This window comes from Vibrio sp. 10N.261.51.C6 (genome assembly GCF_041471785.1).
Lineage (GTDB): Bacteria > Pseudomonadota > Gammaproteobacteria > Enterobacterales > Vibrionaceae > Vibrio > Vibrio crassostreae_C.
Map to the genome: position 1 here is coordinate 126,966 of NZ_JBFRPB010000033.1, position 13,864 is coordinate 140,829.

Below are 13,864 nucleotides of genomic sequence, written 5' to 3' on the forward strand. Positions count from 1 at the left end.
AAGTGTCGATATATGTTCAGTGCTAAAGAAAGTTCTCCCCCTCTGCTAAAGATCTAGAGATATTGATGAACCCAGATTGAGGGGGAGTTAGAGGGGGAGGTAACTATGGCTAATTATGCGAATAGTGTTCGTCTAGTTCCTATAAGGTTGAGACCCCACTCACACCGCCTCTCAACCATTCACTCCTTATAATTACCATTCGTCGCATTGGTAAAACTGCACGACAAATTCTAGTTAACCTTTCAACGTCAACATTTGAAAGGGATTAGAAATCATGACTACTTCACACTCATTTAATTCAGGCTCTACAACTTCTGTGCTTAAGCGTTCATTGCTGATTGCTCTTGTTTCGTTTGCACCGTCGTTAGCTTTAGCGAACCCGAGTTCAGACGTGCTCGATATCTACAACCAAGCGGCGCAAGGCAATGAAGACTTGGTTGAGGTGGCTTATGAACGCCTTAATGACACGCTGCAACAAGACGGCGCTACGCCACTGACTTTAGTTTATTTAGGAAGCACAGAAACCCTGATGGGGCGTGATGCGTTCTTACCTTGGAACAAGATGAAGTATGTGGAGAGAGGCTTATCAACCATTGATAAATCACTGGTGCTGCTGAAAGACGAAGACCAACCAATTCATGAACAACCCCGTGTTCAAGGGCTGCCAGATTCTTACCTAACTCGCGCAATGGCCGCCGTTACTTACACCTCTCTGCCAGACATGTTTAATCATTTCGATCGTGGTTATGACCTGTTCCTCTCGCTATTGGCTGAAGATGCTTTCCAGCAACAGCATTTCGCTGTGACATCGTGGATTTACCGTTACGCCATTACCGCATCGCTTCGTGCTGAAGACTTCAAACAAGCACAAGTGTGGCTTGAAAAAATGGAAACTGCTGATGCTGGCAATATCGAAACTATGACTGCGAAGGCGCTCATTGCAAATGCTAAATAACGGTTTACTAAATCTCATTAACGAGCTGGTCTTCAGAGGACAATGAAATGATCGAATTTAACAGTATCGGCAAAGCGTATGTGACTGGTGGTCAAAGCGTAGATGCACTCAAGGGCGTTGATGGTCAGATCCAACGCGGTGAAATGGTGGCGCTATGTGGGCCGTCGGGTTCAGGAAAAAGCACACTTTTGAATATTCTTGGTTTATTGGATATGGATTATCGAGGGCAGATTAATATTGATGGCCAACCGTATCCGACAGAGCAAATCGCCGCTGCACGTTTTCGTCGTCAGTCGCTGGGTTTTGTGTTTCAGCGATTCAATCTGGTTCCTGTAATGACTGCGCTTGAGAATGTCGCTTACCCATTGATGTTGAACCAATGCTCAAAGCAAGAACAGCAGAGCAGAGCGCAAGACATGTTAGAGCGTGTTGGGCTAGGGGATTACGTTAATCATCGTCCAGACAACTTGTCTGGAGGTCAGCAACAACGTGTCGCGATTGCCAGAGCACTGATCCACAACCCAAGCTTAGTGATTGCCGATGAGCCGACCGCGAGCTTAGATAGCCACACTGCGAACCTTGTGATCGACATTATGAAAGAGCTTGGTCACGAAATGAGTACGACTTTTATCGTCGCAACGCACGACCCAAGAATGGCGCAGCGTTGTGACCGAGTGATTGAACTTATCGACGGACAATTGGCTCCACAAGCCACAGCAACGGAGACGATCTCATGGGCAAGTTAACACAAAGAATGAGCACGTTTTTACTTCCAACTTCGGTGCGTTTGGCGTGGCTTAATCTATTAAGAAATGGTCGACGTAGTTTGTTGTCGGTGTTGATCATCGCCATTGCGGTATTTGCACTGACCAGTGCTGGTGGTTATGGGCTTTACACCTATGAGTCACTGAGAGAATCGACTGCGCGTGATACTGGCCACCTTACTTTGAGTACGCCAGGTTATTTTGAACAAGATGAAGACATGCCGCTGAGCAATGGTCTGGATAACGTACAAACGCTAACCAAGAGCATTATCGGTGATAGTGACGTGCGTGGTGTGCAGCCGCGAGTCTATTTCAGTGGTTTGGTGTCTAACGGCAGTAAGTCGACCATCTTTATGGGAACGGGTGTCAATGAGCGTGAGTTCGACATGAAAGGCCCTTTCCTTGATGTGCGCAGCGGGCAAACCCTGTCGGATGTGAAATCTCCCAGATACGACAGCCAAGAACCACAAGTGATGCTGGGAACTGACTTGGCTCGTAACCTCAAAGTTGTAGTTGGCGACTGGGTAACACTGCTCGCGACCACCAGTGACGGTGCTTTGAACGCTTTTGATTTTAAGGTGCAGGGCATCTACTCGACAGGCGTGCCAGAGCTGGATAAGCGTCAGCTTTACGTTCATATCACCACCGCTCAAGAGCTTTTGGCTTCAGACAAAGTCAGTACCTTATCGGTGTTCCTATTTGAAACAAGCAAGACCTCGACCGTTCAACAACGTATCCAAACTGCTTTAGATCGAAATAGCGCTAGCCAAAGCGAACAAGGATCAGAGATCGAGATCACTCCATGGCAAGATCGCGCGTTTTTCTATACCAAGGTTAAAGATCTTTACGACCGGATCTTCGGCATCATGGGTGCAGTGATGGCGTTGGTAGTGTTTGTGTCGTTGTTTAACACCATGACCATGTCGGTGACCGAACGCACTCGTGAAATTGGCACCTTGTCAGCACTCGGCAGTTACCCTTCTGAAATCGTGGCGGGTTTCTTAAAAGAGGCGGGACTACTGGCGGTGATTGGTAGCATGATTGGCGCGCTAGTGAGTGGCTTAGTGTCGGTGTTATTGCTGGTGGTTGATATACAAATGCCACCACCTCCGGGTCGAACCGAAGGTTATCCACTCAACATTTACTTCTCATTGGAACTGGTTGGTTACGCCACTTTAGGTGTGCTGACGATATGTTTGCTGGCTGCTTATTTCTCTGCTCGCAAAGGCGTGAATAAGCCAATCACGGAGGCACTCGTTTATGTGTAAATTAACTCGTTCATTCAATATCTTGGCTTTCGCGTTGGGCTCTGTTTTGGCTCTGGTTCTAGCATCGACACCAAGCTGGGCTGTCGATTCACAACAAGTCACTGAGATGATTGCCAAAGCGGATAGCTATCGCTTGAACAGCGAACAGGCGTCTAAGGTAGTGTCTTTGGTGGCGCTATATCAAGACGAGCAATTGGATAAAACGCGAGAATACAATGTCTACACAAGGCCAAATCGAGAGTCATTAATCGTCTTTAAATCAGCTGTTGAGGCAGGTCAAAAGATGCTGATGATTGAAGATAATTATTGGTTACTGATGCCGAAATCGCGCCGCCCAATTCGTATCACACCAATGCAAAAGCTATTAGGTGAAGCGTCGGTTGGCGATATCTCGACGCTGACTTGGAGCGAAGATTACCAAGGCGAGTGGGTTGCCGATCAGCAGGTTGAGATGCCCAATGGTGAACAGCTCGATACCCATCACCTAAAGCTCGCGGCGAAAACTAAGGGTGCCAGCTATCAATCGATTGACCTGTGGTTAACGGCAGACCGAGCGTTTCCAGTTAAAGCGGATCTGTATCTGCGTTCAGGAAAGCTGGCAAAACAAGCTTGGTTTACTGAGGGCGTGCGTGATGGTTTACCCACAGTGGTGTCGATGACCTTGCTCGATAAGATTCAACCAAGCAAGAAAACCGTGATTGAGTACCGCGAAGTGATTGAACAAAGCTTGGAAGACAAATATTACAACCCTGCTTATTTATCGCGTAACAGTGTTTCTGGTCTGTAGGTGGACGTCATGAAAGCGCCCAATCGCCGATTCCACATAAAGTCTTCAATCACTACTTTGCTTGCTTTGTCTTGTGTGAGTAACACGATTCAAGCAGACGATCTGAGCTTGGCCTGGGATTGGCAACTGAGCGCTGAGTCGGTTGAATCGCGAGAATCGCCATTCAGTCCTTTAGCATCAGATAATCGTCAGTCACTCAATGGTTTGCTGGATCTAGAGGTTGGCTATGGCAATTGGCTTGGCCTGTTTGCCGTGAAAGCCAACGATATTCTAAGCAACAACCCTCAACAACAAGACGCGAGCTTTGAGTCTGAATTCATTGTGCGTGAGTTGTTTTGGCAAGGTGGTGTTGAGATGTCGAATTCAGTAATCGGTGACCACTATCTTGATGTGACGCTTGGTAAGGTTCGTTTGGATTGGGGGGTGGGTTATGGCTATCGGCCTTTAGACATCATCAAACCTTATCGCCAAAATCCTGTGGGTATTGTGGCTGAAGAAGGGGCGGGAGTCGCTTCGGCGTCACTGTTCGATATGACGGGCGAGTGGACATTGCTTTACAGTGATTCGTCATGGACTTCCCAAGATGTAAATGAATTCGAAAAGCAGAATCAGCAACAAGGGCTTGGGATACGTCGTTATAACTTAGTGGGCGATCACGAATATCAATGGGTCGCTTATTACGATGATGTACGCCACGGCTTGCTCGGGGCTAGTTTGGTTTCGGTATTAAACCTCGCGTGGGAGTTTCATGGCTCGGTGGTTTATCAGCGACAAAGCCTTGGCTACAGTCAGCCGGATTCAATGCTTAAACCGGTTTATCTTGAAGAGCAGGGCGAGGCTTATCAAGCGTTAGCAGGATTAACATGGGCCAATGACACTGGCCACAATGTGGTGTTGGAATACTGGTTTGATAGCCGAGCGTGGAGTCATTCTGAGTGGCAAAGCGCAATAGAAAGTGCCGAGTCTTTGTCAGTTAATCCGATGACAGCATCACTGGCTAGTTCTTACGCTCAAGGGTACCAACACGCCAATTTGGTTCAGCACAACATCATGTTTCACTGGTCTCTGGATTCGACACATGGCTGGCTTGAAGATATCACGCCAACGTTTGATGTAATGTTGTCTCCACAAGATGGCGGTTTTATTGCAACCCAGTGGCTCAACTATCAGGCTTTAGATAATGGCAATTCATCGTTGGATTTGGAACTTGCTGCACGCTTTCTAGGTGGTAAAAGTGATTCGGCTTACGCCAACTTACCCGATAGTCATATGATTCTTTTAAATATCAAAGGACGATTTTAATGAACACTTCTCCAAACAGTCAGGCTTCATGGATCAAAAGCTTTACGCTGACCACTCTGTTTTGTTTCGTCATTGCCATCACCACTCAAACGATTTGGGGCGGAGACCTTGTGGTCAATCTCGCGATAAGCTTTGGCTTTGGTTACAGCGCCGTGGGTTCCTCTTTCATCTTGGTCAAGTTGTTCAAGAGAACATCCAGAACGCTTGAAGTGGGTATCTCAATGGTGTTCGCGATGACCTTTGGTACCTTGAACGCGCACTATTGGTTGAACGGATATTTCGGAGCCAATATTTCTGACCTTAAATCCGTAGTCTTGCTCGGTGTGATCTTCTGTTCGGTTTGTTATTACTACTTCTATACACGAGAGCAACAACTACGCGCTGATAACGAATTGGAAGTGGCCAAGCGTCGTCAGTCCGATCAAGAGAAGGTGGTGGTGCTGAGTCAGCTTAAGCAACTGCAAAGTCAAATTGAACCGCACTTCTTGTTCAACACGCTGGCGACCATCAATGTATTGATTGAGAGTGACAGCGCGAAAGCCAAGTTGATGCTCGAAAAATTGACTGACTTGTTGCGTGTGACTCTTAAAAACAGCCGCACCGAGCAATCGACCATCGCACAAGAGGTCGACTTGTTAGACGCTTATCTTAATATCCAAAAGATACGTTTGGGTGAGCGCTTAGCGTTCTCGATTGAAACACACGAGATTAGCGATTTGCAGGTGATTCCGCCGTTCTTGATTCAACCTTTGGTCGAGAATGCACTCACGCACGGTATCGAACCCAAAGCGGTGGGTGGCCAAGTGAATATTCGTATTACTCAACAAGCCGAGCAGTTGAAAATTGAAGTGTCAGACAGTGGTGCTGGGTTGAAAATGCCCTCTGCGAATACGGGGCATGGTGTTGGGTTAAGCAATATCCGTCAAAGAATCGAAACCCTGTATGGCGATAAGGCGAGCTTAACGATTACTGAACATGCTGAAGGCGGGGTAGTCTCGACGATCTTGTTACCACTAACTGACGCAGCCGCTTAGAATTACAGACCAGAAAGCACAGAACAGTGACGGAAAATAGACGATTTACAGTGTGAATTTAAAGGACTAACCATGAACAACCCAGCAGTACAGCCGAGCGTAACGGCGATTATCGCAGACGATGAAGCACTGTTAAGGCATTACTTAGACAAGAGCTTGGCTGAGGTTTGGCCGGAGCTGGAGATCGTCAGCAAGGCACAAAACGGTTTGGAGGCGATGCAAAGTATTCAGCAGCTTAAGCCCGATGTGGCTTTTCTCGATATCCGTATGCCAGAGCTGGATGGTATCTCGCTCGCGAAACAATTGAACAAGCTTGATTCACCGCCATTGATTGTGTTCATTACGGCTTATGACGAATACGCAGTCAAAGCTTTTGAACATAATGCGATGGATTACCTACTTAAGCCAATCAATGAAGAGCGCTTACTGGCCACATGTCAGAAGGTGCAAGCGCGTTTGTCGAGCAGCCAAACGCAAACAGGTAATCCCCTTGAACAACCTGATATCACGGCGTTAATGGCTCAGCTTCAACAGCTATCACAATCGTCTTCCCAACAAACGCAGCCTCCTTATCTATCGCAGCCCCTTTATCAACAGCAGAAGAAACATCTAACGTGGCTCAAAGCCAGTGTCGGAGAAGACATTCACTTAATCGCAGTCGATGATGTGGCTTACTTCAAAGCGGAAGACAAGTACGTGTCTATATTCAAAAAAGGCCAAGGCAGTTCGCTAGAGGAGTATATTCTTCGCGTGTCGCTAAAAGAGTTGATTGCCCAGCTCAATCCTGATGAGTTTTGGCAGATCCACCGCTCGGTGGTGGTGAAAGTGTCAGCCATTGATAAGGTGAAAAAAGGGCTCTCAGGCCAGATGTCTGCTTATGTGTCGGGTGAGAAGTTACCGATCAGCCGTGCTTCGCAATCGCTCTTTAAGGGTATGTAGCGAACAAGCTGAAATTTATGTAGCTTATTGATTTTAAATAGATGTAGTTAGCGAGTCTAAAATCGATTTAATAGGCTCTTATCTAAATGCCTATTTAAATGAGCACAGCGATCTTACATAACGATTGGTGATTTATAAAATAAAGATCCAGATCACAAAGATACTCATCAGGTTCAATATTAAATAATAATCTTTAGCTCAATCTGTATATTGTCGACGAATGACATTAAGAGGTTGTTATGAAAACATATTATTTAGCGACGGCGGTATGCCTTACCCTGGTTGGCTGTAGTTCAACATCAAAAACTACCGAAACGCCAATCCAGCCGGATCCGGCATGGACTTCAGGCCAACTAGAAAATGGCCTTACTTATCATGTTTATCCAGATCATGAAGAATCCGTATCTGTTCGTTTAGTCGTGCACGCCGGTTCGATTCAAGAGACTTCTCAACAAGAAGGCTACGCGCACTTCTTGGAACACATGGCATTCAATGGCAGTAAAAACTTCTCTCAGAACGATGTGATTCGTCTATTCGAAGACGCAGGCGCTAGCTTTGGTGCTGATATTAATGCCTACACTTCTTATGAAGAGACGGTCTACCAGTTAGATTTGCCAGATAACATCCAATTGCAGTCTGCTTTGACGTGGATGCGTGACATTGGTGATGGCCTGGATCTATCAAGTTCAGAAGTCGAAAAAGAAAAAGGCGTGGTTCTTGGTGAGTTCCGTATGGCTCGCCTCGATGATAAGTCATTCGGAGATATATATTATGATTACTTCGTTGAAGGCGGCCCGTACGAATCGCAAGATGCATTAGGGACTAAATCGTCGATCGTGAATGCTACTCCTCAAGGCATCACCAACTTTTATCAGACTTGGTATCAACCTCAAATAGTTGAGCTGGTCGTTTCTGGTGATGTGGACATCAAAACTGTGATTCCACTTATTGAAGAAAAGTTTTCTAGCTGGGAGCGTGGCGATACGCCGAGACCAGAGAAACAGAAAACGACCTCATTCAATGAAGATGATTATGTTGAGTACGCAGGAAGAGAAGCGCCAAGCATCACTCTGACGTTTAACCGCGGTTCAAATATAGTTGAAAATCATGCTCAGCAGAATCAACGCAGGTTAGATGAAACCGCTCAGCAATTGATTCAACGACGATTAGAAGCGGTGTTCAATGATGCCGCGTTCCCGACTCAATGGATTGCATCTGATAGTTATCGAATGGGCGCTTTTTACTATTCGTCAATAAGTGTTGGGTTTCCGGCTGGAGACCGTGAAGTTATCCAACAAGATCTGCTTTCTACATTGGCATCATTGCGTGATTTTGGTGTTTCGGAAACGGATATTGCTGGCGAACTGTACTACTACCAAGACTTGCTGGATAACATCGAGCATAACTGGGATAAAATGGACAGTGTTGAACACGCGAATTACAAAGTGAGTGCGTTAGTCAATGATCGAATAGTCCAATCACAGAAAGATTATCAAGCAAGCTTGGAAGCTTTCATCGCTAACTTGAGCCTTGAAGTGATTAACGACAACATCAAGAATCTACTTTCTGATGATTACTTTATTGTTATTGGGATGGATGACTCCGAAGACAGAACCGCGATCATCAACTCTCTCGATAGTTTAAAAGCCACGTATAGCGAGGCGGGAGTTGCGCCGCTTGCGATTGGAACAGCCAGCGCTTTTGCTGTACCTAGCTCGCAAGGCGAGGTTGTACTTGCTGAACAAATGTCTATTGACCCATACATCCAAAAGTGGACGTTAAGCAATGGCATCGACATGTGGTACCTGCGTGATTATGAGGCAGGTGATGATGTTGGGGTGATGTACATGAGCCTCGGCGGAAAAGCCGCTTTGGATCCGAGCTTGTACCCAGCTGTTGAGGTTGCGTTACCTACCTTCGCTCGAAGTGGTGTCGGTGAGTTTACGGGCTCTGAGCTTTTAGCGTACTTTGATCGTGAAGATATTAGAGCTGATTCCTTTATTGGCAACACTCGCCATGGTGTTGAATTTAGTATTAACAAAGATGGGCTCAAAGATACGTTTGCTGCGCTTTATACCTTCATAACTGCGCCTAAAATTGTTCCCGAGCAGTTAGAGGCAGTGAAACAGGAGTTTGTACAAGGTCAAGAATCTTTCTTGAGCAGCCCTGTCGGTCAGTTTGAGCGCGCAAGAAACCAGAATATCTATCGTCAAGACAGTGGCCACCTCTTTGTTGATAAAGAACGTGTTGAAGCGGTTTCTGTGGAAGACGTCGCTAATCTTCATCAGCAATTGTTTGGTCAAATGAGGCATAACCAATTGGTGATCGTGGGTGACATCGACCCAAGTGAATTAAAGCCTTTGGTTGAGCAATACTTGGCTTCGATTCCATTAGAAAAAGCTGAGGTTCCTGAATTTAAGGTGGCTTACAAGCAGCCATCTGAATCACGCATTGATTTAGCGATCAACAATGTGAATAGTGCAGAGTACATCTTACGAGTCATCTCTGAACCTGAAGCCGAAACCGACCAAGGCGTAACGGCAAAAGATATCTTCACGGAAAACTTGCTAGAACGACTGCTGGCGGCTCGTTTAGATGCTTATATTCGTGAAGAGTTGAGCTTAGATTACTCGCCATATACGTATTCATCATCCGCAGATAGTGAGCTGAGTGGTGAGTGGGTTATCGGGGCGATGGTAGCGCCGGAGAACGTTGACCAAGTCGAAGTGGCGATCGATAAAGTGATTGCAGACCTTTTACAAGGCGTCTCTGAAAAGGAAATGCACGCAGTCGTGAAACAGTTTGAAGCGGACTTCACGCCTCTCGAGATGAGCTCTATTGACCAAGCATGGTACCTGTCTCGTTATTTACTTCATGGTTACGATATCGAAGCTTTGTCTCAAGTTGAGCGAGTGGCGAGGTCGATTACTGCGGAAGACATGAATCAACTTGTCCAACGCATCTTTGGTGAAGATAGCCGTAAGGTTAAGAACATCATGCGTCCTAAAGCCTAAAGCCTAAAGCTTGAAACCAACAGAAAGAGACAACTCAAAGCCAAGCGAGCACCGCTTGGCTTTCTTGTTTTCCCACCATTCATAACGTCTATGCCTCACCTGTTGTTAAGCCGTTTTAGATCTATGTAAATCTAAATTTTGAGATCGCTTAATCGGTTGCATCGTATCATTTTCTAAAAAAATGTTTTAAATCAAGACAGCGTTTCATTTGTATTGTAGATTGACGATCTACGAGAATGTTGTTTGGATATTAGATTGCTTAAACTGGGTACCCGATTAGTCTTAATGTTGTTTTTACTGAGCTTTGGCTTAGTGAATTCTAACGGCTATTCGTTTCCTTCTAAGCCATTTCAAATATACTCGGCTCAAGAGCAATCTTCACAGAATGATCTTTGTAAACAAGCTGATACGGATAATCCGTCGAGCTACTTAGAGTGCGATAAGGCTCAGTTTGGCACCGTGCCTTCTGGTGACAGTTCTAACTATCACGACACCGAATCAAGCCTTCAAGCAGCAAACTTCAGACGTATGCTCAGTAACGAGCAAGAAAGCGTGGCCGATCTTGAGCCTGCTTATCATCTACTGATTGACTTCTCTCCCCCCTCAATACTGGCTTCCCTGCTCTTCAACACGCCGTTGTTGGATTCCAAGCTGCACTGGACCAGCATTGTGAGTTCTCCGTCTTCCCGGCTTTCGGGGTGGAAAGAGGGCAACATCCAATACTCGCATTTCCGAGAACTTCTTAGCTAATCGTTTGACCCTAAATTGGTCGTATCGGTGGTCGCCTAGTGCCCATTGAACTCGCCAGTTAACCAAGACAAACATAGCGACATCAGCTTTAGCATCACTATCTTTCAATCAGCTTGTTCTGGTCGTGATTAGCCATCGCTCGTGTTCGCAAAATATTAGACATACCAATCGTAGTAAATAACTGGTCACCCTAGCTGGTTAAAATGCTCGATCACTGCTTTTTTCTGGTGCTATTTTTGAGCACGTATTTACGGTGATTGGTAGAAAGAAGAGATCTTGACTGTGAAAAAACGCATTCAAAGAAAACAAATTAACCACTACTCAAAGTGGAAATACGCGGTGCTTATCGCCACCATTATCATCATGGTTCTGAGTGCTTTACCTTCTTGGTATGGCGAGAATGCGTCGGTTCAAATTAACAACCGTTCTGAACAGACCATCGATGCTAGCCAAATTACCCAATACCTTGCGAGCGAAGGCATTCAAGCCAAATCGGCATTTCAAAAAGACCAACGTTTAGTCGTGATCTTGGAAGACGCAGAACAACAAGCGAAGGCTAAAGAGGTGCTGAATGAGCGCCTATTGGACAACGCGACGGTTGCGCTAGCGATGGAGCCAGCAGCTCCGAAATGGCTGACTGACATGGGCTTCGCACCGATTCAGCTAGGCCTTGATTTACGTGGTGGTGTGCAGTTCCTGTTAGAAGTAGACATGGAACCGGTTTACCACGCACAAGCGCAATCTGTAGTCGATGAAATCACCAGCCAAGTGCGTTATGCACGCGGTAAAGTGGTGAACAACCAAGTTGAGTTTAACTTCCGTACTGATGCCGATTTCGAGAAAGCACAGAAACTGATTCGCGAAGAGTTCCCACAATGGCAACGTGACCGTTCAGATAAATCGCTAACGTTAACTCAGTCTGAAGAAGAGCAAAGAACGCTACGTAATCTAACGGTTCAACAAAACCTGCAGATCATGCGCAGCCGTATTGAAGAGCTAGGCATCACTGAGGCATCGATTCAACGCCAAGGTGAAAGCCGTATCCGTATCGAATTACCGGGTGTACAAGACCCTGCAGCTGCGAAAGACGTGATTGGTGCTACGGCTTCATTAGCGTTCTACTCTGTGTACGACAACGCAACGCGCAATACTCAAACTCTGAAAGATTCAGATGGTAATCGCGTAGTGGTTGCTCGCAAAGCAGTGCTGAGCGGTGAACACATTATCGATGCACGCAGTGGCATTGGTGAAATGGGCAGTGCAGAAGTAAACATCACGCTTGATTCTTCTGGTGGTAAGAAAATGTCTGAGTTTTCTCGCCATAACATCGGCAAGCCAATGGCGACCGTTTACAGCGAATACAGCCGTGACAGAGCGGGCAACAGCAAGCAAGACAGTGAAGTGATTAGTGTGGCAAACATCCAATCTCAACTGGGTAGCCGCTTCAGAATCACTGGCGCAGGCAGTTTGGCAGACGCACAAGAGCTTGCGTTACTGTTGCGTGCGGGGTCATTGACTGCGCCTGTGACCATCATTGAAGAACGTACTATTGGCCCATCTTTGGGTGCTGAAAATGTAACCAACGGCTTTGCTGCTTTGGCACTTGGTCTTGGCCTTACGCTAACGTTTATGGCGCTATGGTACCGCCGCTTAGGTTGGGTCGCGAACTGTGCATTGGTGGTTAACATGACCACATTATTTGGTTTGATTGCGCTGCTACCGGGTGCGGTGTTAACTCTGCCGGGTATTGCGGGTCTAGTACTGACCGTTGGTATGGCGGTGGACACCAACGTGCTTATCTTCGAGCGTATTCGAGACAAGATGAAAGAAGGGCGCAGCTTTGCTAGCTCTATCGACCGTGGTTTCGATAGCGCATTCTCGTCAATTTTCGATGCTAACGTCACTACCATGATCGTTGCTGTGGCTCTATATACCATTGGTAATGGACCGATTCAGGGCTTCGCTCTGACACTGGGCTTAGGTCTTCTAACCAGTATGTTTACGGGCATTTTTGCTTCACGAGCGATCATCAATTTGGTTTGGGGGCGTGACCAACGCCACGATGTAAGGATTTAAGCATGAGTACTTCAAAAATGACTATTTCAGACCGCTATTTTTCAAATAGCTATATTTCGGATAAGAATATGACTCGCCTTCGTAAGGTGATGTCTGCGATATCTATTGTGCTGTTCATGAGCTCTGTGATGCTGGTGGCGGTGAAAGGTTTTAACTGGGGCTTGGACTTCACAGGTGGTGTGGTTGCTGAGGTTCAGCTCTCTGATCAAGTCACCAAAGATGCGTTAAAAACAAAACTTGATACGGCCTTCCAACAAGATGTGCAAGTGGTTGGTATGGCAGAACAGGATCGCTGGACAATCCGTTATAGCCAACTGACAGATGCTCCACAGCCAAACTTAGTGGATGCTTTGTCTTCTGTCAGCGACCAAGTAAAAGTGCTTAACAGCAGCGTGGTTGGGCCTCAAGTGGGTCAAGACATGGTTGACCAAGGTGGCTTGGCGGTATTGGTGTGTTTCCTAATGATCATGCTGTACCTGAGTGTACGTTTTGAATGGCGTTTAGCACTCGGCGCCCTAGCCGCAATCATCTATGACGTGACGCTTATCTTGGGTCTGTTCGCTTTTACTCAGTTCGAGTTCAACCTGACTGTGTTAGCGGCTGTGTTGGCGATTTTAGGTTATTCATTGAATGACTCGATCATCATTGCCGACCGTGTTCGTGAAATGCTGCGTGGTAATCCAAATGGTGACACTGATAACCTGCTTAACGAATCGGTTAAAGCGACCTTCTCACGCACCATGGTGACCTCAGGTACAACCCTAATCACCGTATCTGCGCTTTGGCTACTTGGCGGTGCGGCACTTCAAGGTTTCGCGATTGCACTGGTTGTAGGTATTGTCAGCGGTACGTGGTCTTCAGTTTCAGTAGGTATCACACTGCCTAAGTTACTTGGTCTACAGCCTTGTCACTACCAAGTGAAAGCGCCGGTAGAAGTTGAGGGTGAGTACCCTTAGTCAAGCTAAGCTAGCTTAT

11 protein-coding genes are annotated in these 13,864 nt (G+C 46.4%); all 11 read left to right on the forward strand.

What is annotated here, in order from left to right; translation table 11 throughout:
- Nucleotides 1-274 precede the first annotated feature (274 nt).
- The 11 genes from AB4375_RS09290 to secF all read left to right on the forward strand — a co-directional run bounded on the left by AB4375_RS09290 (nt 275) and on the right by secF (nt 13,845).
- A complete protein-coding gene (locus AB4375_RS09290) occupies nt 275-955 on the forward strand; it encodes a hypothetical protein (RefSeq protein ID WP_372051415.1) in 681 nt (226 codons plus the stop codon).
- Between the two features lie 47 nt (nt 956-1,002).
- Nucleotides 1,003-1,701 carry an ABC transporter ATP-binding protein gene (locus tag AB4375_RS09295; protein ID WP_010432353.1) on the forward strand — a complete coding sequence of 233 codons (699 nt, stop codon included), beginning with the start codon at nt 1,003-1,005 and terminating at the stop codon, nt 1,699-1,701.
- Nucleotides 1,689-2,987: an ABC transporter permease gene (locus tag AB4375_RS09300; protein WP_372051416.1), complete on the forward strand. Its 1,299-nt coding sequence runs from the start codon at nt 1,689-1,691 to the stop codon at nt 2,985-2,987. Before AB4375_RS09295 ends, AB4375_RS09300 begins: the two co-directional genes overlap by 13 nt.
- Nucleotides 2,980-3,774, forward strand: coding sequence for an outer membrane lipoprotein-sorting protein (locus AB4375_RS09305; RefSeq protein WP_372051417.1), 795 nt, complete (start codon nt 2,980-2,982; stop codon nt 3,772-3,774). The genes AB4375_RS09300 and AB4375_RS09305 overlap by 8 nt, the downstream gene beginning before the upstream one ends.
- A gap of 9 nt (nt 3,775-3,783) precedes the next feature.
- Nucleotides 3,784-5,076, forward strand: coding sequence for a hypothetical protein (locus tag AB4375_RS09310; protein WP_372051418.1), 1,293 nt, complete (start codon nt 3,784-3,786; stop codon nt 5,074-5,076).
- Nucleotides 5,076-6,110, forward strand: a complete 1,035-nt coding sequence (locus tag AB4375_RS09315) for a sensor histidine kinase (protein ID WP_017070198.1) — start codon at nt 5,076-5,078, stop codon at nt 6,108-6,110. The genes AB4375_RS09310 and AB4375_RS09315 overlap by 1 nt, the downstream gene beginning before the upstream one ends.
- A 72-nt stretch (nt 6,111-6,182) precedes the next feature.
- Complete coding sequence (locus AB4375_RS09320; protein ID WP_372051420.1) at nt 6,183-7,049, forward strand: LytR/AlgR family response regulator transcription factor; 867 nt, start codon at nt 6,183-6,185, stop codon at nt 7,047-7,049.
- A gap of 239 nt (nt 7,050-7,288) precedes the next feature.
- Nucleotides 7,289-10,063: a pitrilysin family protein gene (locus AB4375_RS09325; protein WP_017070200.1), complete on the forward strand. Its 2,775-nt coding sequence runs from the start codon at nt 7,289-7,291 to the stop codon at nt 10,061-10,063.
- Between the two features lie 285 nt (nt 10,064-10,348).
- The gene (locus tag AB4375_RS09330) at nt 10,349-10,813 is read left to right on the forward strand and encodes a hypothetical protein (RefSeq protein ID WP_017072340.1); all 465 of its coding nucleotides are present in this window, start codon (nt 10,349-10,351) and stop codon (nt 10,811-10,813) included.
- Nucleotides 10,814-11,089: 276 nt separating this feature from the next.
- Nucleotides 11,090-12,889 carry a protein translocase subunit SecD gene (secD, locus tag AB4375_RS09335; RefSeq protein ID WP_372051421.1) on the forward strand — a complete coding sequence of 600 codons (1,800 nt, stop codon included), beginning with the start codon at nt 11,090-11,092 and terminating at the stop codon, nt 12,887-12,889.
- A 2-nt stretch (nt 12,890-12,891) separates the two neighbouring features.
- Nucleotides 12,892-13,845 carry a protein translocase subunit SecF gene (secF, locus tag AB4375_RS09340; protein ID WP_017061264.1) on the forward strand — a complete coding sequence of 318 codons (954 nt, stop codon included), beginning with the start codon at nt 12,892-12,894 and terminating at the stop codon, nt 13,843-13,845.
- Nucleotides 13,846-13,864 lie beyond the last annotated feature (19 nt).